Genomic DNA, 22,163 nt, shown 5'->3' on the forward strand with positions numbered 1-22,163 from the left:
ATTGATCCCCGCAGGCATGGGGATCAGCCCATATTTCGACAACGCCCGTTCCACCCCTACGACAGCGAAATCCGCAGCGACGCCGAGATCGCCAGCGGCGCCAGCGTCAGTGCGAGTACCAGCATCGCCGCCAACAGGTAGATCGGCCCGGCGACCGGCAGTCCGGTCGCGGCCCGATCGACCGCCCCCGCCGCGAAAATCAGCACGGGCACATACAGCGGCAGCAGCAGCAGCGCCAGCAGTGGGCCGCCCGAGCGCAGCCCGACGGTGAGGGCGACACCGATCGCCCCGATCAGCGACAGCAGTGGTGTGCCCAGTGCCAGTGTCGCGAGCAACGCCGGCAGCGCCTGTATCGGCAACTGCAGAAACAGTGCGACCAGCGGCGCCAGCAGGATCACCGGTACGCCGGTAGTCAGCCAGTGTGCCACAACCTTGGCCAGCGCCAGCACACTCGCCGGGTGCGGCGACAGCAGCATCTGTTCGAGCGTGCCGTCCTCGTAGTCGGGGCGGAACATGCGATCCATCGGCAGCAGTGCCGCCAGCAGGGCCGCCACCCAGATGATGCCCGGTGCGATCCGCTCCAGCAGCTCGGTTTTCGGACCCAGTGCGAGCGGGAACAGCGTCGCCACGGCGGCGAAGAATACCAGTGGTTGCGCCAGTTCGCCGCGCTGGCGGATCGCCAGGCGGAGGTCCCGCCCCAGCATGGCGACGAATGCCTGTCCGAGCTGCATCCGTCAATCTCCCAGCCGGATCCGCTGCACCGGGGTATCGGCCAGGTTGAGTTGATGATGCGTCGAGATCACGGTCATTCCGCCGCCGGCAGCGTGTTCGCACAGCAGCGTTTCGAGCAGCGCCTTGCCATCCGCATCGAGCGCGGTGAGCGGCTCGTCCAGCAGCCATAGCGGCGTGGGTATCGCGAGCAGGCGCGCCAGGGCGACGCGCCGTACCTGACCGGCTGAAAGATACCGCAAAGGCGTGTCTTCAAGACCGGAGAGACCGGCCCGATCGAATGCCGCGTCGGGCGTCCGGGTGGATTGTCCTGTCCCGAGCGCCCGCCAGGCCGCTAGATTCTCGCGGGCTGTCAGGTCCCTTTTCACCCCGGGAACGTGTCCGATATAGGTGAGCGCCGCCCGGAACTCGTCATCGACCTCGTCGCGGGGTGTGCCGCGCCAGTAGATGGTCCCGGCCTCGACCGGCGCCAGTCCGCAGACCGCCCGAAGAAGGGTGGTCTTGCCGCTGCCGTTCGGCCCCTCGATCTGCACGATTCCGCCCGGTTCGAGTGCGAACGCGAAGTCCTCGAATACGGCCCGGTCGCCACGCATGCAGCACAGCCCCTCGACGCCGAGCGCGGGGTCGCAGGAGGAGCGGGGATGTCGGGCGGCGGCGTCCACGGGGCGGGAGGGTACCATGCCCGCGCTCGACCTGGGTCTGGAGGCCCGCAATTGATTGCACGCAACCGGTGCGCGTGGTTGTTTGCACCCCCGGCTTACAAAGTATTAATGTTGTTCGGGTCCGGAAATCGGTCGGATGGCCAGGGAAGCGTCAAGATGGCCTTGACCAGGAATAAGAAAGCGCTGCACCTCGTTACGGTGTTTGTCCTTGCCTTGCCGCTGGGCGCCGTCCCCGCCTCGGCGGCGGACGATGACCTGCTGAGCGGTGACGGGGATGGACAAGGGACTTCGTCCGGTGACGATCTGCTCGGCGGCGACAATGGCGATGCGTCCGGAAACGATCTGCTCAATGCCGACGATGACGGCGGCGGCTCCGGGGATGACCTGCTCGGGGGCGAAGGCGAGAGCGACGGCGGCGATGGCGGATTGCTCGGCGATGACGATGGATCCGACGGAGGTGATCTCCCCTCCGGCGATCTGCTCGGCGGCGATGACGACGGAGGCGACGAGGCCGACTCGACGGATACTGCCGAGGAGGAGGAGGGAGACAAGAGCGCCTACGAGATGCACAAGGCGGCATTCGAGGACGCCGGCAACCGCTACCCCTCGGCCAACGAGTGTGCCACCTGCCATCCACGCCAGTACCGGCAATGGTCCGTATCGCAGCATGCCTATGCACAGCTGAGCCCGGTGTATATGGCGATGCAGATGACCATCAACGCCAAGACCTCCGGGACCAACGGCGATTTCTGTATCCGCTGCCACAACCAGGTCGGCATGAACCTGGGCGAGTCGGTCTACACCTCCAATCTCGACCGCCATCCGACCTCGCGCGAGGGCGTCACCTGCGTCGTCTGTCACCGCGTGAAGCAACCCTACGGCAAGGTGTCGGGGCGCCTGCCGCTGGAGGAGGGTGGTCTCACCGCACCGGTGTACGGCCCCAGTGGTGGCGAGGAACTCGAGCGGGTGCTGTCGAATCCCGAGACCTACCGGGTGGTGACCGACCCCGAGAAAGCCGGCCGCAAGATCCACGAGGAAGCGCGGCAGTTCTTCCAGATTACCGAGCCGGACTTCTGCGGGACCTGCCACGACGTCAAGCTGCTCAACGGGTTCCGGCTCGAGGAGGCGTTCTCCGAATACCAGCGCACGGAAGCGGCGGAGAACGACGTCAGCTGCCAGGACTGCCACATGGGCAAGGAGCAGGGCGTGCCCTCCGGCTACGAGCGCGGTCCGGCGGCCGTCGTTGGCGGTGAGCCGACAAAGCCGCGGAAACTGACCAACCACTACTTCGCCGGACCGGACTACCCGATCATCCATCCGGGCCTGTTCCCTCATAACGTGGAAGCGGCGAAGTTCAAATCCATGCGCCAGTGGCTGAAGTTTGATCACGAGGCGGGCTGGGGCACCGACGAGTTCGAGGAGAGCATTTCGCTAGACCGCGAGTTCCCGGATGCCTGGTTCGCGATCGACGACCGCTACGACGCGCGCGAGATCCTCGACGAGCAGTTCGAGCGTCTCGAGTGGGCGCGCCAGGAGCGCCTGGAAGTACTTCGCAACGGCTTCGAACTGAGCGATATCCAGGTCACCGAGTCTTCGTCGGAGGACGGACTCGACTTCGAGATCGACGTGCGCAACCCCACCAACGGTCACGCCGTGCCGACGGGCTTCGATGCGGAGCGCGTGATCTTCCTGCAGGTCGAAGTGCGGGATCAGGACGGCCGGCTGATCTATGTCTCCGGCGACCGCGACCCCAACGGGGACATCCGCGATTCGCATTCGCTCTATGTCCACGACGGCCGTTTGCCGCTCGACGAGGACCTCTTCAGCCTGCAGAGCAAGTTCGTGGTGCGCATGGCGCGCGGTGGTGAACGCGAAGAGGTCCTGTCGCTCAACCACTCCGGTTCGCCGCAGCCGTTCATTCGGCCCGAAACCCGGGCGACCACGATTTACGGTCGGCCGCGCGGTGCGCGTAAGCACAAGATGACGATACCGCCGCTCGGCAAGCGAACGGCCGATTACAGCGTCGCGCCGGAGGCCCTGAACGGCAACGGCCCGTATACGATCGATGTCGAACTCATCGCGCAGATGGTTCCGGTGAATCTGATCGCGGCGATCCAGGATGTCGGTTTCGATTACGGCATGAGCCCGAAAGAGATCGCCGATCGGGTCGTCGAGGGCGCGGAGATCGTTCGTGAGAAGCGCACGACCATCGAGATCGCAGACCCGGAGAAGCCGACACAGGCCGAAACCGGGCTGCCTGAAGCCGCAAAGACGGCATCCGCCGACGCGGGCCGGTAGGGGCGACCCGCCCGGTCCCGCTGCATCGGCGGACACACGAACAAACGAACGGCAGGGAAGGGGAGTCAGATGGCCGACCGCCATTCCCATCACGGGAGGCGTACGATGGCCGCGACCTTCGTCGGTCTCGCGGTGGCCGGGCTGTATGCCGGTGGACTGTACGCGGCCGGCAGCGCGCTGTCGGAAGAGCCGATCCCGATGGCGACCGAGGAAGAACTGCCCGAGCGCACGGCGCCGCCGGTGGAGATCGGGCCGCATTTCCTGGGGACCGGCAACCTCCCCCAGGGCATCGAATTGCCGACCGGTGCCGTGTGGAATCCGGCCTTCTGGGTCTACGGCGATTTCCGCACGGCCCTGAACTACTACGACGACGGAGTCAACGACCCCATCGGCGAGTGGGCGAACCGCCTCGACCTCTACGGCAATCTCCACCTCAGCGGCACCGAACGCCTGCTCATCGGCATCTCGCCGCTGAACGACGACGGTACTTTCTCCGGGTACACGTTCGAGCCCGACCGTGACGAGGGCACGATCAACGAGACGAACTCGGACATCACGCGTTTCTTCTTCGAGGGCGAACTGGTCGAGATATTCCCCCGCCTGGATCCCGGCGATCGCGGCCTGTTCGACATCGGATTCGCGATCGGTCGCCAGCCCCTCCTGTTCCAGGAGGGCATCATGATCAACGACAGCGAGGTCGATGGTGTCGGCATCACGCGCGACACCATCATCATCCCGGGCCTGTCGGTCGATACCCGGGCGACGCTGTTTTTCGGCTGGAACGGCGTTAACCGTGACAACAATGTCGAGGACGACGAGGCGGAACTGCTCGGACTGTTCGTGGAGGGTGACTGGGGTGCCAGCACCGTGCAGATCGATGCCGCTTACGTGGACAGTGAAAACGCTGCCGGGGTCGATCGTGACAGTTTCCACTTCGGGGTCGGTTCGACCCAGCGAGTCGCCCTGTTCGGGCGTACCGTGAACACGGCCGTCCGTCTCAACACGTCCGAAGCCCTGGACCGCGAAACGCCGGCCGCGAGCGACGGCACGCTGCTGTTCGGCGAGTTCAACATCATCCCGCACGGTACCAACGACGTGGTGTATCTGAATGCGTTCTGGGGCGAGGACCGCTACAGCTCGGCGTTGCGTGACGAGACCGCCGGCGGGCCGCTGGGTCAGACCGGCATCCTTTTCGCGGCGGTGGGCCTCGGCCGCTATGGCGCCGCACTGTCGAACCAGGCGGACAACGTGGCCGGCGCGTCGATCGGGCGACAGTTCTTCTGGGATGGCGAGCGCAAGCAGGTGATTCTCGAGGCCGGCGGCCGCGCCGGCACGGAAGACGGCACGCAGGACCAGGCCGCGGTCGGAGCGCGCTACCAGCAGGCACTGGGGCGGCGATTCGTGTTCCGCCTTGACGGTTTCGTTTCCACGCAGGAGGAAGCCGACGATGGCGCCGGCCTGCGGACCGAGCTGCAGGTGCGTTTCTAGGCCGTCTGGTCTTGCGGAATCGGTCCAGGCAACCCGGTGATCCGTGTACCTGGGCCGGGGAGGGGCAGTGATGAGCGTGATCGAGATGGCGGGATTGGTGATCCTTGCCGCGGCGGCCACACAGGCGGGCGCGGGGGGTATGGGCGCCATCTGGCGCGGCTTTGTCGGCGTCCGCCATGACCGCCGGGACGCGCGCCTGTTCGAAAAGCGTGCCATGGCGCTGCTGGAGGCCGCCGAGGCCGAACGCGACCGCGAGACGCTGCGCTGGAACGGGCTGCGCAAGTTCACGATCGCGCACAAGGTAGTCGAGGCGGAGGGCATCTGTTCGTTTTATCTCAAACCGCATGACCAGAAGCCGCTGCCTCCCTTCGAGCCCGGCCAGTACCTTACCTTCCAACTGCGCATCCCGGGGCAGACCAAGAACGTGGTGCGCTGCTACTCGCTGTCGGACAGCGCACGCCGACGCGATTACTACCGCGTGACGATCAAGAAACTCCCGCCACCGGCGGACCAGCCGGAGGCGCCACCGGGGGTCAGCTCGACCTACTTCCATGAGCAGCTCGCCGAGGGCGATACCCTCGACGTACGTGCCCCGAGTGGCCACTTCTATCTGGATCAGACGCGCGAGACCCCGGTGGTGCTGATTGCCGGTGGCGTCGGTCACACGCCGATGGTGTCGATGCTGCAGACCATCTGCGACAGCGGCAGCGAGCGTGAAGTCTGGTTCTTCTATGGCGTACGCCACGGCGGTGAGCACGCGATGAAGGAGCGTCTCGCCGAACTGGATCGCGCGTACCCGAACGCGCACATCGTTACCTTCTACTCGGATCCGCGCAGCGAGGATCGCGAGGGGAGCGACTACGCGCACCACGGTCATGTCAGTGTCGACGCAATGAAGGAATACCTCGGGAGCACGAACTACGAGTTCTATCTCTGTGGACCGCCGCCGATGATGCGCGTGATCACCGAGGGGCTCGAGGAATGGGGCGTGCCGGATTCCTCGGTGAACTACGAGGCGTTCGGTCCGGCGACGGTTACGAAGACGCCCCAGTCGCGCGAGGCCCATGCTACGACGACCTCCGGCGTGACGGTGGAGTTTGCCCGCTCGGGCAAGACCTGCACGTGGATCAAGGAGGTGGGCACGATCCTCGACCTCGCCGAAGCGCAGGGGATCGCGCTGGATTTCGGCTGCCGCGCCGGCAACTGCGGGACCTGCCTCACGGCGATCAAGGAGGGCCAGGTCGAGTACCTCGGTGAGCCGGGCGTACCGCCGGAGGAAGGATCGTGCCTGTCCTGCATCGCGGTGCCGAACGGCAAGCTGGTGCTCGACGCATGAGCTTGGTACACGCAGACACGACGAACGACGAGACGGGAGCGACCTCATGGTGTCCGAACGCAGCAAGTCCGCACGGCGCTACGCGCTGCCATTGATCCTCGGCCTCTGGGCCATTGCCGGCAGTGCTTCGGCAGTGGAACCGGGCGAGCGGGATCCCGCCCGTGTCGTCGGCCCGCAGGAATGCGCCGAGTGCCACGAAAACGCCACCGCGATCTGGCGCAACACGCACCATTTCTCGACCTTCCGCGAGATGCCGCGGAAGAAGGAGGCGATCGAGATCGCGCGGAACATGGGGTTGCGCCGTATCAAGGAGGACAGTCTCTGCCTCGATTGTCACTTCACGTCGAAGCTCGACGAGGAAGGCAAACCGGAGCCGATCGCCGGGATCTCCTGCGAATCCTGTCACGGCGCCGGCCAGGGCTACCTCGAGGTGCACTCCGAGTTCTCGGGCAAGGAGGAGGAAGAAGAGACCGAGGCCGAGGAGAAGGCGCGCTGGCAGAAGGCCGAGGAAGGGGGAATGATCCGCCCGCACATGATGTATACCTGGGCGAAGAACTGCTACAGCTGCCACGTGGTTCCGGAGGAAAAGCTCGTCAACAAGGGCGGTCACCCGGCCGGCAGTCCATTCGAACTCGTCGCCTGGTCGCAGGGCGAGGTACGCCACAACGTCTGGTACAACGAGGGCGAGTCGAATCCGCCGGCCGACACGGAACGCCGGCGCAAGATGTTCATCGTCGGCATGGCCGTTGAACTCGAGAGCGCGTTGCGCGCCGTCGGCAACGCCACGGAAAAGGCCGACTATGCGGTAACGATGGCCAAGCGCGCGCAACGCGCACGCAAGCGCTTCGCGCAGGCGGCGCAGCTGGTCGAGGGTGTGCCGGAGATGGGCGAGATCACCAGCATCGCGAAGGATGCGCAGCTCAAGCTGAACAACAAGGGCCCACTCACCGAGGCGGCCGACCGCATTGGCGACCTTACGCAGCAGATCGTCGCCGAGTACGACGGTAGCGGCATGGGGGGCATCGACCCCGCGCTGCCGGGCGAGGGGGACTGGAAGGGTTCGCCGGAACGCGAGTAGGCCGGGGGGATTTCTCATATGGCGGAAAGCACCGCGATTGCCCGTCCGCAACGCTGGGATCGACCGTTCGGTCCCGACATGACGGACCTCGACGTCGAGCGCGTACTCGAGCAGCCGCTGTTCCGGGACATCGATGCGTCGCAGTTCCCGGCCAGCCTGCCGCTGCGCGAGATCGTGCGGAACGACGCGCGGGTGCGCCGGTACGCGCGCGGTGACGTGATCGTGCGCGAGGGCGATTACGGCAACTCAATGTTCGTCATCATCGATGGTCGCGTGCAGGTTGTCACCGACGGCACCGATGATGCCGAACTCGGCCGGCGTATCCGCAAGCGCCCGCGCACGCTGCTGCAGGCGCTGCGTCAGCTTTGGGCCAACGCCGACCAGCCCGAGGTGCGCGATGTCGCCGGCTATTTCCAGCGTCTCAACGACCTGGATCTGCGCGGCGAGGCAGACGATGCCAGGATCCAGCTCCGCGACGTCGATGCCTTTATCGATCGGCACGAGACCGTGGCCCTGGACGAAGGCACGGCGTTCGGCGAGATCGCCGCGCTCGCCCGGTCCTCGCGGACCGCTACCGCCGTCGCCGAGAGTGACGTCGACGTGGTCGAACTGCGTTGGCAGGGCCTGCGCGATATCCGCCGGCGCGATGCCGGTTTCCGCGATCATATCGACGGGCTCTACCGTGAGCGCAGTCTCGCGCAGCATCTCCGCGAGGCGCCCCTGTTCGCCCACCTTGACGACGACGTGCTTGACGAAATCGCACGCCACACGGCCTTCGAGAGCCATGGCACCGGGGAATGGTTCCGGGACTTCAAGCGGGTCAAGGGCGAGGCCGATCCGACGCCGACGACCGTGCTCGAACAGGAACCCGTGATCGCCGAGCAGGGGCATTATCTTGACGGCCTGATCATGATCCGGTTCGGTTTCGCGCGCATCAGCGAGCGCCTGGACCACGGCCAGCGCACGACGGGCTACGCGGGCCAGAGCGACGTATTCGGGCTCGCGGAGATCGCGCACTGCTGGCGCGAAGGCGGGGAGCCGTCGTTTGCACGCAGCCTGCGCGCGATCGGGACCGTGGACATCCTGCGCGTGCCGACGTACCTGGTCGAGCAGTACGTGCTGCCGAACGTGCCCGCCCGTCTGTTGCCGGATCCTCCGGCCGCGGACGTGACGCCGGCCGGCCTCGAGCAGTGCACCGATCTCGGATTGCCGCAGTCGCTCGTGGACTTTTTCGTCGATGAACGCACGATCAATGGTCGGGCGACGATGCTGATCGATACGGATCGCTGCACCGCGTGTGATGAGTGCGTGCGCGCCTGCGCCGAGGCGCACAACAACAATCCGCGCTTCAAGCGCCACGGGCCGATCCACGACGGTGTGCAGGTCACGAATGCCTGCATGCACTGCGCCGACCCGGTCTGTCTGATCGGCTGCCCGACCGGGGCCATCCACCGCCATGAGTCCGGCCCGGTGGTGATCGATGACGCCACCTGTATCGGTTGCGGCACCTGCGCGAACGCCTGCCCCTACGACAACATCTCGATGGTCGAAATCCGCGACGCCGACGGCGAGTTCATCGTCGATGACCAGAGCGGCCAGCCGATCATGAAGGCCACCAAATGTGATCTCTGCCACGACCAGCTCGGTGGTCCGGCGTGCGAGCGTGCCTGCCCGCATGACGCGCTGATACGGATCGACATGCACGACCATTTCCGGCTCGCCGAGTGGGTGAACCGCAAATGAGGTCGCTTGCCACCCGGCGCCTGCTGAATGCGACGCTCGCCGTCGCCGCCGCCGGGATGATCGCGGGCGCCGTCCACCTCCAGGACCTGGCGTTACGCGACACGAGCTTCCTTACGGGGTGGCTGCTGGTCGGATTCTTCCTGGTCCTCGCGACCTACAACGGACGCAAGAAGTTGCCGTTCCTGCCGTTGTTGCGTTCGGCCACCTGGCTGCAGCTCCACGTCTGGCTCGGTGTCGTCACGGTCGTGGTGTTCTTCCTGCACGCCGGCGTCGGCCTGCCGGCCGGGGGTATCGATACCGTGCTCTGGACGCTGGTCATGGCGCTACTGGTAACCGGGTTGATCGGGATCGCGCTGTCAAGGCTCGTGCCCCGGATGCTGACGGAACATGGCGAGCGTGTGATTTTCGAGCGGATACCGCGCTACCGGGCGCAGCTCGCGCGCGAGGCGGAGGAACTCGCCACGAGCGCGGTACAGGAGATCGAGTCGGTCACGCTGGCCACGTTCTATGCCCACCGCCTGCGGCCCTTCTTCGCCCGGCCCCGGCATCTGCTGCGCCACCTGTGCGGGTCCCGTGCGCCGGTCCGGCGCCTGTGCCGTGAACTGCGCGGGCTCGAGCGCTACGTGCCAGCCGATGGGCGAACGACGCTCGATGAACTCGAGGCCCGGGTGCTCGCCAAGGACAATCTCGACTACCACTACGCGTGGCAGGGCCTGCTCAAGGGGTGGCTGTTCGCACACATCCCGCTGACCTGGGCCGCGATGCTGGTCGTGGTCGTCCATGTGATCGTCGCCTACGCCTTCGCCGGGGCGACGCCATGATCCGCCGGCTCCAGACCTTCGCCTTCAACCGCAGCCCGTACGAGCGACCCAACCAGAAATGGGTCTGTGGGCGCGCGGCCGAGGGATGCCCCTGCCGCATCGGCCCGGATCGCCGCGGCCGCTGCCGCGCCGGGGCCGAGTGTTCGCCCCGCTCGGACGGCACGCGCTGGGTGTGCACGCGGCCGCAGTCGGCTGGCGGCGCCTGCCCGGAAGGTGCATGTCCGGATGGCAGTTGCGCGCGCCCGATTCCGCCCTGCCAGCCGGTGCGCAGCATCCGTGCCAAGCGTGGCCTGGTCGCGCGCTGGGCGCTCGCCGTCACCGTCGGCCTCATGGCGGTCACGGTGTTCGGTACCAACGCGGCGGGCTGGCTGTCGCCCGGGACGCTGAGCGCGCCCCATTCCCAGATCGGCGACTGCGCTGGCTGTCACCAGGATTTCGAAGGGGGCCCGGGGGCCTGGCTGCACGCCGCGTTCGCCGAGTCCGCACCTGCGGCCGAAAGCGATTCCGGGCTGTGCCTGTCCTGCCATGAGGCGGGCAGCCAACCCCTGGAGCCGCACGGCGTGCCCGCCGCTCGCCTGACCCGCGCCGGCGGGGAGGGTGGTTCGGCGAACGGACCCATCGATCTCGAGCTCGCTGCCGGACTGATGTCTTCGCCTCACCAGAGCGAGGGTGGCCTCGCCTGCGCGACCTGCCATGCGGAGCACGAGGGCCGCGCTGCCGACCTGACGGCCATGGGCGACGGGCGCTGTCAGTCCTGCCATGAGCGCAAGTTCGCTTCTCTGAACGTGGGCCATCCGGAGTTCGGTGCGTATCCGCACGAGCGGCGTACACGCATCCGCTTCAATCACGTCAGTCACGCGGACCGTCACTTCGCGGACGCCGATGCGGGCGCGGCGCCCGAGCGCTGCACGGGGTGCCATCAACCGGGCGAGGCGTCCCGGGAGATGCAAGTGAGCGGTTTCGAGCGTGCGTGCGCGGCCTGCCACGCGGGCGAGGTCCGTGGCGAGAACGCCGCGGGCGCCACGGGGATCCCCGTGATCGTGGTGCCGGGGCTGGACGTCCCGAGCCTGCGTGCAAACGACATCGGGATCGGGCACTGGCCGGAACTGGCCGATCGGGAGCTCACGCCGTTCATGCGCACGATCTTCGCGGCGGATCCGGCACTCGCCGATGCGCTCGCGCGTTTCGAGAAACTCGATCCCTTCGATCTGCGCGAGGCGAGTGCCGCGGACCTGGAGGCGGTGAAGCGTATCGCCTGGGCGACGAAACGCCTTCTCCATGACCTGCTCGCCGATGGCCCCGCCGCGTTGCGCCCGGCGCTCGCGGATGCCATGGGACGCGAGGTGGGCCACGCCTCGGCGCGTGACCTGCTGGGCGGCATGTCGCTCGATGCCGTGCGGCGCGCGCAGTCCGAATGGTTCCCCGACCTCGCCGCTGAACTCGCGCGGCACCGGGCTGGTGAGCGGGTACCGATCCCGGGTGGGCAGGACGCCGACGAGGGGCAGTCAGCCACCGCGGACGATCCGGATGCCACCGAAAGCGACGGCGACATCCTGGACAATGAGGCTGGCGCGAACGAAGGGATTCTCGGCGGCGGCAACGGTGATGGAGACGCCGACGGCGGAACCGGCAGTGACGACGACAGTATCCTCGGGGGCGAGGATAGCGGTGGTGGCGACGATATTCTCGGTGGCGAGGAGAGCAGTGGGGGCGACAGCATCCTCGGCGGTGACGAGGACGATTCCGGCGAATCGATTCTTGGCGATGAGGGGGATGGATCCGGGGGCGGTGACGGCGGAGACAGCATCCTGGGTGGTGAGTCAGACTCGTCGGATGGCGATCTGCTCGGAGGCGGCGGCGACGAGCCGGAGGAGCCTGAGGTGTCGGCGGCAGCCGACGCGGAACTCCCCGACCCCGATCCTGCCGACTGGGGGCAACTCGGCGGCTGGTACCGGGACTTCTACGCGCTGCTGTACCGCCCGAGCGGACATGCGGACCGATTCCTCAAGGGTTGGCTCGACCTGTCCGGCCGCGCGATGGCCGGCGGCGGGCGTGCCGGTGCCGAGGCGATCTTCCAGCACCTTGGCCGCTCGGATGGTCCCGGGCGCTGTACGAAGTGCCACAGCGTCGACGCGGTCGGCGACGGCGAAATGCGGATCAACTGGGCCGCACGGACCCCGGACCCCGATCGCCAGGCTTTCACCCGGTTCTCCCACGGACCGCACTTCACGCTGCTGACCGATGACGAGGGCTGCGCGACCTGTCACGCCTTCAATCGAGACAGCGACTACGCGGCCTCGTTCGAGGACCGCGACCCGGGGACGTACCACTCGAACTTCAAGCCGATCGACCGCGACACCTGCGGCGACTGCCACAACGATCGCCAGGCCGGCAACGACTGCACCCAGTGCCACAACTATCACGTCGGCCGCGTCACCAGTGCGGCCACCCGGACGCGCATCGAGCGAATGGAGTCGGTCGCGCCCGAGTGAGCGCCGGGCCTGCGGCGTAACGCCGCCGATCATGCCCGACGTTCACGGATTGTTTCGGGGTTTGGTATGAAGTGCGGCCGGGTTCCGGTCGCCCTCGACTCAGTACTCCGGCTCGTCGCTGACGAACCAGGGCTCGCCCGCGTCATCGAGATAGAGTTCCCGCATTTCCTGCTGGTCGAACGGCCGAGAGCCGATGCGCCCGAACACGGCGATCTGGTGACCGGTCTCGTCGACGGCGCGATCCCGTTCGAGTGGGCGTGAGAGGGCGGTGGCCGGGCGTTCCGTCGGGTAGCCGGCGACCCACTTTGGCTCGGGCTCTGGGCTGTAGCCGTAAAAACCCGGCGTGCGACGGGGGGAGGTCAGCTGCACGACCTGGAGGCCGTTGCGTCCGTCGGCGATGTACGCGAAGACCGACGCGTAACTCGCGCCGACCACGACATCGCGGGCGTCGCCGATGCGTCCCCCGGCCGTGAATCGCCGGTACATTTTCGGCTGTTTCGGCCTGGTTACGTCGACGATCGCGAGCCCTCCGGCGCCATCGGCCACATACGCGTACGTCCGCGCCACTACGAAGTTCCGCGGATCCGTGAGTTCGACGCGGGCGCCCTGGACCCGGCGCGCGTCACGCGGGTGCGTGATATCGATCACTTCGAGGCCGTTGGCGGTGGTCACGAACAGATAACGGAACTGGACGACGCTGGCACGCGGGTCATCGAGCGGGATCCGGCGCGCGATCCTCGGTTCGAGCGGGTTGTCGAGATCGACGACCATGAGCGAGTCGGGTGTCGTGATATAGGCGAAATGGCCGCCGAAAACGATATGGCGTGCGCCGTCGAGTGCACCATTCGGGTTGAATGTCACCGCGCGCTCGAGGAAGTTGTTGCGTGGTTCGCCGTCGGCAAGGGTGTTCACGTCCGTGAGGATCAGTCCCTCTCGGCGGTCGGTGATCGCCGCATAGTCGTAGATCGGATGGAACGGCTGCTCCATGTTGGTCTCGCGCATCAGCTCGCCGCTGTTGCGGTCGGGGTGGATCGGTTGCGTGGTCGGCAGCGCGATGCAGGAGGCATCGGTGCTGTCGATGTGGGTGTCGTGACCCAGCGGCGAGAACGGTTGCGTGATCAGGCGCTGGGAGAAACCCTTGTTGCCGATCGCCTGTGCGTCATAAACGCGCATGCCCCCTGAGCCTTCCGCGACGTAGACGTACTCCCCACGCAACTGCAGGCAACCGACCGTGCCATCGGCCGTGTGGTCATAGGCCTGATCGAGCTCGCGCTCGTTTTCGACATGGCGGTTGAACCAGTCGGGGAAAGCGTGTTCGTGCAGGTAGCTCCCGATCACGGCCTGCGGTTCTTCCCATTCGGTGACGCGGACCGCGGCGATGCCATCCTTTTGGCCGACCCAGGCGTTGTAGCCGACGAAATCGACGAAATCCGTACCCTGGAGCAGCAACTGCGACATGATCGCGTTGTTGTCTCCTTCTTCGGACAGATGGCAGTCATCGCAGGTCTTCGTCTCGTTCTTGCGCACCGTATGGGCGAAATGCGGTGCGAACGCCTGCGATGAATAGCCCGAGGAAGCGACCGGCGGCTGCTGCGTGTAGATCAGCTGGCGATTCGCGTCACGCGATGACAGTACGAGCGCCGAAGAAGAGCGGACCGGTGCGATCCGGTTGCCCTTGGCGGGACCGTGCAGCCCGAGCTGGAAGATCTGGTCGCGCACGACCTGGGGATTATAGGTCGCGTAATTGCGCGCCTCGCCCCCTTCGTAATGCTTGCGCTCCGTTTTCCAGTTGGCCTCGATGGGCAGATGACACCCGGCACAGCTCGTGGTCCAGGAGGTGTGGCAGGTGGTGCACATCATCTCCGATTCCTGGTGGGCGCGATTCTCCGGTGCGATTCGTTCCCCCCAGTCCTGGGAGTGCTCGTTGTCGGACATCAGTTTGGCCCGCGCGGCCTTCGGATTGAACGCGTCACTGCCCTCGGTGACGGTGTCCTTTACCAGGCTCATCTTCCATTCGAGATCCGGATTGAGCTGCGAGCGCTGGTAGAGATCACCGTTGCGCCACTCGAACCGCTTGCGGCCATCCGGTACCCGCATCGCGGACAGGTCGCGACCACCCGGCTTCGCCGCTGGCCCGCTGGTTACGAGCGGCGGATAACGGTCGGCGGTCCCATGGCAGTCCGAGCACTCGATCTCGATCGCCTGGGCGACCTCGCCGTAGATGTGGCCACTGCCGTGCGTGTCCTGGCCAAAATGGCAGTCGACGCAGTGCATGCCCTTGTCGGCGTGGATCGAGGCCATGTGCACGGCCTTGTCGAACTTGTCCGGATCGTCGTGCGACACGATATCGCCATCATCATCGAGCAGGCGGCCCTTGCGGTCTTTCTTGAATACCGCCCGGAAATTCCAGCCGTGGCCGTGGTAATCGGCGAACTGCGTGTGTTCCATCTCGGGATTGAGGTCCGCGACCCGGGCGAGGAAGTCGACGTCGCCCCATTTGCCGCGCGGTGCGGCCCCTTCCGGGTTGCGCTCGTTGATGCGGCGCTCTTCTTCATGAGATGGGTATTTCTGTTCCTCGGGCCACATGCGGGGTGCATCCGACTCGTAATCCCACATCGTGTATCCGAGGAAAGAGTTCACGAACGAATTCGGCTGGTGCATGTGGCAGATCATGCACTGGCTGGTGGGGATCGCGTTGGTGAACTCGTGTTTCAGCGGGTGGCCGCGCTCATCATTCGGGATCATCGGATCCGCGGTGATGCTTTCCCCCCAGTGGCCGTATTGCGCGTATGGGCCGGCCGCTTTCTCGCTGCGGTCGTTGGCATAGACCACATGGCACGAAGTACAGCCGGAGGACCGAAAGTCGCCCGGCTGGTCGTTCGTGCCCATGAACCAGGTATTGGGGCCATTCAGGCGTGTCTTGTGCAGATTGAGGACCGGTACGGCGATACGGGCGCCCGTTCCGGGGCCGCGGTTCGACTGACGGATATCCGGACGCCCCGGTTCTTCCAGCAACTGGATACTGAAGATCGGATTGGGCAGACCGGTCTCGGGGAAGAGGTTTTCCTTGTTGCGGCCGCCGCGCTCGAAAACCCGGAACACATCCGCCGGGGGGACGGTCTCCCAGGTCGGCATCGGGTACAGCCGGTCGATGATCCCGGCGCGTTCCATCGTCGGTGTCGGCTCCACCGGATTGTGAATCCGGGCCGGATCGCCGTCGCGGGTGTAGGCCTCTCCGAGTAGATAACGTTTGTACGGCAGGATGCCGTTGTTATAGGCGGCACCCCCCCAGAACATCGCGTTGGTCGCCATGAGGCTGCGCTTCGCGGCCTGCACGATCGAACCATGGCAGGCGCCGCAGGAGGCCTCCGCGACGCGGTAATCGCCCGGGTTGATGAAACGGATATATTCCGGCGCTTCCCGGTTGAGCAGGGTGTAGGTGCGCTCCGGGGTTGCGCTGTCCGCGCCATTCCAAGCCTCGGGATAGCGCGGCTGAACGTGGGCCGCAAGCATCGCCTCGTCGAACTGCGTGGAGCCGCGGTCGGTAGTGTCCGGACGCACCGTCGTCGCGTCGCCACCATGACAGTCGACACAGCCGAGGCTCACCCCCGGGTTGGCGTGCATGGTCTTCTCATCCATTTCGGTATGGCATGACACGCAGCCGGCACTCTTGCGCTCCATTGCGGCCTCGGTCTGCCGGGCCGGGGCTGCCGGCTGGGTGTCGTACTCGATCTCACGGGGCGCGGCGTCCTCCGCCGCCAGCACGGAGGATGGCAGCTGAACCAGAGCGAGAAACAGAGCGAGAAAGACGGAAAGAAACGGCGCGTGCGCCGCGGCCGGCGTTTGCGTCTGTATGCAGCACGCAGGATTTGCGCGCGCGATGTCTGCCGGTATGTTCGTCTTGTTCATTCGTGGTTCTTCCACACCCGCTTGACCGTCCATCAGTACGTGAGGATCAGATTGAACAGGACCGAATACGGGTCTTTATCGTCATCGAACAACTGGCTGTAGCCGTCACCCGGAACCAGCGTCGCTGCCGAGGCCCGGAAAATGATGTTCTGACTGAACAATGGGCGATAGATCGAGGCGATCGAGATGTCAGTGCCGATCTCCGGATCGATGTCGGCCTGTTGTCGGGCGACCTCGAGCGTGGCGGTCTCGTCGAACCATAGCTGGTTGATGTTGGTCGATACGCGCCATTGCGGCGTCAGATCATGGTCCGTGCCCACGCCGACCAGCATCGTGCCCGGATTATCGAAATTGGACTGGCCTTCTTCCTTTGAGCTGCGCAGGGAGTTGAGGATCCCGTTCCGGCCCGAGAGCGTGACCCGGCCGCCACCGATCAGCGGTACCGGCTGACGGATCCAGAAACTCGTATCCGCGCCCGCGAACAGCGGGTTCTCGAAGATCGAGTCGAAGCCCGTCGAGACATCGTCGAACGGGTCGTCGTCGCCGCTCGCGTACAGGCCCGAGAGGCGCACGCGCATCCAGTCGAAATCCATCGAGAATTCCCCGGCGGCGAAGCCCGCGCGGATATCGGTCGGCTGGTCCAGGAATACGCCGCGGTCCTGCTCGCCAAAGGCGTAGTACATGGAGCCGGTGAAATTGAGCCGGCCAAAGTGCCCGTCGCCGGAGAGGCCGAGATACGTCACGTCATAGTTGCGCGGCTTCTCGAGCCCGATCGACGCCGGGCGTTCGATGAAGTCGTTGGTGTTGTAGTGCGGGCCTTCATCGCCTTCCCGGTTTCGGTTGTGCACGACCGTGGCCTGGGTGAAGAAACCGAGCACCGGGAAATCCTGCCAGTAGAGATTGGCCGCGAACACGTCGTCGGCGCGCAGGCCTTCTTCGATGTCATTGAGGCCGCTGTTGGTGTCCTTCTCGATTCGGCGGAACCACGCGAGGTTGTACTGGAAGATATTGTTGTCGCGCGTGCCGAACAGGCGGGCCCCGAACTGTTCGTCCTGAAACAGGAAACCGCGGAAGTCGGCGTTGAACGGCTGGATGCCGAAGCGGACCGAGTCGAAGTCATAGCGGGGCGAGACATCGCGCAGGTGGATGTCGACGAACGCCTCCTGCACCCCGAGGTGATGGTCCGTGCGGTCGGTGCCCTCGCCGGGATCGGCGCGCAGCAGTCGGGCCTGCTCCGTCTCGACTCGGTTGTACTGGCCTGCGAGCGTGAGGCGGTACTCGTAATCCGGCGGCCGGAACACGGTGTCGCCCTTGTAGTACACAAGGCCGGCGATGAGCGTCTCGGCGAATACCTGCTGGCGGCCGTCGCCGATGAGATCGAGTTCGCCTGAGCGGGTGGTGGCCTGTGGCGATACGGGCACCGGGAACCGCCGCGGCTCGTAGATGGTGTCGGAGGTCAGGGAGACGTCGAGGAACCAGTCGTCGTGCAGCGGTTTGTCCGCCTTGTACACGTTCTGGCTATAGGGATCCCACCAGTTCTGCTCGACGATGCCCAGCGTATCGACGATACGCCAGCGATCCGGGACCGGCACGGACCGGCCCACCGCATCATCCGGTGGCCGGATCGGTTCGATGCGTTCGATGCCGCTCGCCCGGTTGGGATCCGGCTGTTTCGGCATCTCGGGCTCCGGGCGGTCGCGGCCGGGGCGGCGCTGGAGCTCGTCGTCCGCATGGACGAGCCCGGGTCCGGCCGTCAGCACGGCCGCGAGCAGCGTGGCCGGTAGCCACCTGGCGCTATTTACCGGAACAGACACGTTGGTCATCGCTGTCGAGAAAGGGTTTCTGCGGACACTGGACATAGCGCAGGCGTTCGTCGAAACCGGCCGGCGCAATCCGGTCGGCGCGCATCCGCGGTGGTGCATTGCCGATGCCGGTATCGAGTCTCTCGCTGGCGTTGTGCAGTCCGAGGAACGAAATCAGGTCATCCTGCTCGATGCCATCGCCCGAGACGCCGATGCCGCCGACGAGCTCATCGCCCCGATAGATCGGGACGCTGCCCGGGAAGATCTGGATGCCGCTGCGCACCGTGTCGATCGGAGACCCGACCGCGAAACCGGCACTCAGGCCGCCGACGCCGGTACAGTTCCGCGGCGTGTCGGCACCGATCAGGCCGGCGGCGAACGCGACGTGCTGGATGATGGCGTTATAGGAGAGATCCAGCTGCAGACCGACCGAGAACGGGCTCCACTCCGTGGGGGCATCGTGACCGCCGGGTTTGCTGAACGGACCGGGCGGATTGCCGTCGATGCCATCGGGATAGAACGGCCGTGACAGGTTGCCTCCGGAGCGGTCGGCGAATGCGACCGCGCCGTCCTCGAGCGCGGTGGGCAGGCCGAGGAAATCCTGGGCCGCGTCCACGTATTGACCGATGCGTTCGGCGCGTTTGACCGTCGGCAGAGCCGTGCCCGCGTCGAGTTTTGCATCGAGGTATTCCGCGTCGGGTACGCCGTTGAGACCGGAAGCCGCATCCGCGCTGGAAAAGAACGCCGCCGTCCGCGCCTTCTGGAGCGAGACGTCGATGCCGAACACCGGGGCGTCGCGGCCCCGCACGATCCCGAGGACCTCGCCGCGGGTATCGACCACGGAGATCGTGACGCGCGCACGGCTGCCGAGTGGCCGCCGGATCTGGGCGCGTGCGCGATTGGCCACCGCGAGCGCCTCCGAGAGGATCGTCTCGACCTCATTCGCGGCCAACTCGGCCACCGGGAGGCTGGCGCCATCCGTGCCGGCGCGTGGCGGAAAACGCGGAGTGTCCGCGTTATCGACCAGTACGAACGCGTCCTGACCGGCGAATGCCGGACGGGTACTGGACCGGATGCCCGAATCCGCTTTGGAGAAGGCACTGCCGGTGACCACGCCCGCGGCGGCGCGGTAGTACGCCTGGGCGGGACCGTCGTCGACCAGCTGGCCGGCGACGCCGCCATCAAGCGTGGCGAACGCGGGGGCATTACGCGGGTCGGTGGCCAGGCCGGAAGGCCCGATCTCCGTGAACCGCAGTGTTTTGCCTTCGACCGTGATTCGATCGCCACGCCGATCCGGCGGTGCCGAGAACCCGAAGGCGCCCGCTACGGCGATGGCCTCGTCGGTAATCGCGGCATTGGCGGGGTCGCCGCCGCCCAGGGATTTCGGGGCCAGACCGTAGATCCCGTCGGCGATGACGCCGATGCCACCGACCACCGTGCCGTTGTGGTACAGCGGTACGCCACCGGGGTCCGCCGACAGGCCGAGCGGGGAGCGGCGCGGGCCGACCGCATCGCTGCCACTGCCGGATTCGAAGCGCGTAGCGAGGTCGGAACAGGGCAGCTGGCTGAACTGCACGCCGAACAGAGGGCCCCCGGCCGTCTTGAATTCACCCGGATTGAAATGCGCCTGAACGATCTGGCTCGCGGTTCGGGTAGTGAACGCATTGCCCTCGGAGGACAGGTACGCGGCCGTCTTCGCCTTGGCGATGGCCGCGAGCGTACCCGGGATGAACTCGATGTCCTCGAGGCCACCATCGACGCCATCGCGCGACGTGATCGTGACGAAGTCGTCCGCGCCGTTCATGCCGAACAGGGCGAGCACGTTACCGACGCGATCGACCACGGCGATGGTTGCCGGCGCGTTGCGGGCCTGGGCCTCGGTTACGGCCTGGGCCACGATGTCGCGCGCCTGGCTGGCTTCGAGGCGCGTGGCGGTGTCCTGACACGAGCCGCTGCAGCCGCCCGAGGACGCCGAGCCCGTTCCGGCTTCGCCCGACCGTGATCCTCCGCCACAGCCCGTCAGCAAGAGTGCAAACGCGGTCGCCGCGAACAGTCCGACGATGACCCGCTTACTCGGCCGCGACATCCCGCGCCCCCATCGTGAATTCGTCGCTGTCGTGGAAGCCGTGGCAGTCGACGCACCGCGATGCCACCCGGGCCTCGGAATGTTCGTCCCCGTGACATTCGCGGCAGGTGTCCGCGGTCGGCATCAGTACATCGGCGCTCGCCGAGGAGTCTTCGGCGGCGTGGCACCGGGTGCAGCTCATGGCCGTGTGCGGGGAATGGCTGAACCGGGCTTTGGGATACCACTCGGCGGTCAGTGCGACCGGCGGGATCGACCATCGCGGCGCCTCGCCCGGAGGCGTTTCCCGTTCGACCTCGTGGCAGGTCTTGCAGGTCCGATATTCGATGACCTCCTCGGCAACTTCGACGGCTTTCCGATCGGCCCATTCCAGGGCTGCCCGGCGCTCCTCCCGGTCGAGTTCCGCGGAGCCGGGGCGGCTGCGTTGCACGACGGCGGGCGTTCCGCCCCCGGAATCGGCATAGCCGCCGGCGAGTGCGATCCGTGCGTAATAGTCCTGCAGTATGGGCAGGATCCGGTCCGGTGCCGCGTGCGGCAACTCGCGCCCGGGCTCCGTGGGCTCGAAATTGAGTCGGTGGCAGTCCTGGCAGTCGCTTTCGAAGCGGATCGGCTGCATGGCCGCACCGCCGGCGTCCGGGCGGTGGCAACTGGCGCACTCGAGGATCCGTTTGCCCCCGGGGCTCTCGATGCCATCGCTGCCCAGATGGACGTCATGCGGAAAAGCCAGACCATTGTCTTCGCGCAGGTGCTGGTCCATCCGGATCCGGCGCCAATCGAATGCATCTTTGCCGCCCTGGGCGGGGGATACGATGCGGACGCGGAATTCCGGATGGGTCGCGGCGCCAAAGCCCGATACGGCCTGGATATCCGAGCCAGGCAGCCTCGTGCCGGGCTTTTTGTGACAGTCGGTACAAAGGGCGGATTCCTTCGCGACCAGGCCCTCGGTCCCGTTGTGTTCGAGGTGGCAGCTGGCGCAGCGCTGCCCCGCCAGACCGGATACACGCAGCAGATCGGCATCTTCGCCATGGTGCGGCTGGTCGGCATGGCAGGCGATGCAGGCGTCATTCGTCACCCGTTGGAACGGTTTGCGGTGGCAGGCGCGACACTCCTGGGCGAAAAACCGGTGGGCCCGGCTCATCGGCCCGCTGTCCCAGAGGTGATCGCCCCCGGCCAGCCGCCAGGGCATGCCGGCGTCGGCCGCTCCCCGGAACCGCTCCATGTCGATATCCGGCGCGGGCGACTGCTGGATCTGGGCGAAGGGGACGCCCAGACCGAGACCGGCAACGACGAGAAACAGTGCCCATGCCCAGCGGCGCTTACCGAGTCCGGCGGCCTTCAGGGAGGTGGGCCCGGCACCCGGCGGATTGCCACGTTCGGCGCGTACCTCTTCGACCTCGAGTGCGAGCGTGTACCCGCGCGGCGGTGCAACCAGGCGGATCGTCGAGAGCCCGATCGCGATCCGGTCGCCGACCTTGACCACCCCCGCCTGGACGGTGCGCCCGTTGATCTGGACGCCGCTCGGTGTCCGCGCCTGCAGTGCGAACGTGTCGTCGGATGCCGGCCGCAGGACCGCGTGGCGCAGGGCGACATGCAGATCGGAGAGGAACAGGTCCTGATCGGTCGCCCGGCCAATGGATAGCGTGTCGGCATCGAGTTCGTGATCGGTGTGCCCGACACCGGCGCCGGACTTGCGGGTGATCCGCCGGATCAGACAGCGCATCG

13 protein-coding genes are annotated in these 22,163 nt (G+C 66.4%); 7 read left to right on the plus strand and 6 right to left on the minus strand.

The genetic code is table 11. The features are described 5' to 3' along the window. Window positions 1-56: 56 nt before the first annotated feature. Both ccmB and ccmA read right to left on the minus strand, forming a co-directional pair. Window positions 57-731 carry a heme exporter protein CcmB gene (gene ccmB, locus A0W70_RS01600; RefSeq protein ID WP_070987688.1) on the minus strand — a complete coding sequence of 225 codons (675 nt, stop codon included), beginning with the start codon at window positions 729-731 and terminating at the stop codon, window positions 57-59. Between the two features lie 3 nt (window positions 732-734). After that, on the minus strand, window positions 735-1,409 hold the full coding sequence (gene ccmA / locus A0W70_RS01605; RefSeq protein ID WP_075109812.1) for a cytochrome c biogenesis heme-transporting ATPase CcmA: 675 nt from the start codon (window positions 1,407-1,409) through the stop codon (window positions 735-737). A gap of 138 nt (window positions 1,410-1,547) precedes the next feature. On the opposite strand from ccmA, the gene A0W70_RS01610 reads away from it, so the two are divergent. The 7 genes from A0W70_RS01610 (at window position 1,548) to A0W70_RS01640 (ending at window position 12,647) form a co-directional block, all read left to right on the plus strand. Continuing rightward, the gene (locus A0W70_RS01610) at window positions 1,548-3,689 is read left to right on the plus strand and encodes a multiheme c-type cytochrome (RefSeq protein WP_175443035.1); all 2,142 of its coding nucleotides are present in this window, start codon (window positions 1,548-1,550) and stop codon (window positions 3,687-3,689) included. Between the two features lie 105 nt (window positions 3,690-3,794). After that, complete coding sequence (locus A0W70_RS01615) at window positions 3,795-5,177, plus strand: hypothetical protein (protein WP_070987692.1); 1,383 nt, start codon at window positions 3,795-3,797, stop codon at window positions 5,175-5,177. Between the two features lie 70 nt (window positions 5,178-5,247). After that, complete coding sequence (locus tag A0W70_RS01620; protein WP_070987694.1) at window positions 5,248-6,513, plus strand: 2Fe-2S iron-sulfur cluster-binding protein; 1,266 nt, start codon at window positions 5,248-5,250, stop codon at window positions 6,511-6,513. A gap of 46 nt (window positions 6,514-6,559) precedes the next feature. Continuing rightward, a complete protein-coding gene (locus A0W70_RS01625) occupies window positions 6,560-7,591 on the plus strand; it encodes a cytochrome c family protein (RefSeq protein ID WP_139150660.1) in 1,032 nt (343 codons plus the stop codon). A gap of 18 nt (window positions 7,592-7,609) precedes the next feature. Continuing rightward, window positions 7,610-9,334: a cyclic nucleotide-binding domain-containing protein gene (locus tag A0W70_RS01630; protein WP_070987696.1), complete on the plus strand. Its 1,725-nt coding sequence runs from the start codon at window positions 7,610-7,612 to the stop codon at window positions 9,332-9,334. Continuing rightward, window positions 9,331-10,155 (plus strand): hypothetical protein, encoded by an 825-nt coding sequence (locus A0W70_RS01635; RefSeq protein ID WP_070987698.1) that lies wholly within the window; start codon window positions 9,331-9,333, stop codon window positions 10,153-10,155. Before A0W70_RS01630 ends, A0W70_RS01635 begins: the two co-directional genes overlap by 4 nt. Further along, a complete protein-coding gene (locus A0W70_RS01640) occupies window positions 10,152-12,647 on the plus strand; it encodes a cytochrome c3 family protein (RefSeq protein WP_070987700.1) in 2,496 nt (831 codons plus the stop codon). Before A0W70_RS01635 ends, A0W70_RS01640 begins: the two co-directional genes overlap by 4 nt. A gap of 99 nt (window positions 12,648-12,746) precedes the next feature. Here A0W70_RS01640 and A0W70_RS01645 read toward each other — a convergent pair whose 3' ends face one another. The 4 genes from A0W70_RS01645 to A0W70_RS01660 are packed head-to-tail and all read right to left on the minus strand — an operon-like array spanning window position 12,747 to window position 22,161. Further along, on the minus strand, window positions 12,747-16,556 hold the full coding sequence (locus A0W70_RS01645) for an LVIVD repeat-containing protein (RefSeq protein ID WP_083330689.1): 3,810 nt from the start codon (window positions 16,554-16,556) through the stop codon (window positions 12,747-12,749). Window positions 16,557-16,588: 32 nt separating this feature from the next. Further along, a complete protein-coding gene (locus tag A0W70_RS01650) occupies window positions 16,589-18,370 on the minus strand; it encodes a hypothetical protein (protein WP_139150661.1) in 1,782 nt (593 codons plus the stop codon). Next, on the minus strand, window positions 18,351-20,444 hold the full coding sequence (locus A0W70_RS01655) for a GlcG/HbpS family heme-binding protein (RefSeq protein WP_070987704.1): 2,094 nt from the start codon (window positions 20,442-20,444) through the stop codon (window positions 18,351-18,353). Before A0W70_RS01655 ends, A0W70_RS01650 begins: the two co-directional genes overlap by 20 nt. Further along, window positions 20,428-22,161 carry an FHA domain-containing protein gene (locus A0W70_RS01660; protein ID WP_070987706.1) on the minus strand — a complete coding sequence of 578 codons (1,734 nt, stop codon included), beginning with the start codon at window positions 22,159-22,161 and terminating at the stop codon, window positions 20,428-20,430. Before A0W70_RS01660 ends, A0W70_RS01655 begins: the two co-directional genes overlap by 17 nt. Window positions 22,162-22,163: the final 2 nt, after the last annotated feature.

The sequence above is a fragment of the Halofilum ochraceum genome (assembly GCF_001614315.2).
Taxonomy (GTDB): domain Bacteria; phylum Pseudomonadota; class Gammaproteobacteria; order XJ16; family Halofilaceae; genus Halofilum; species Halofilum ochraceum.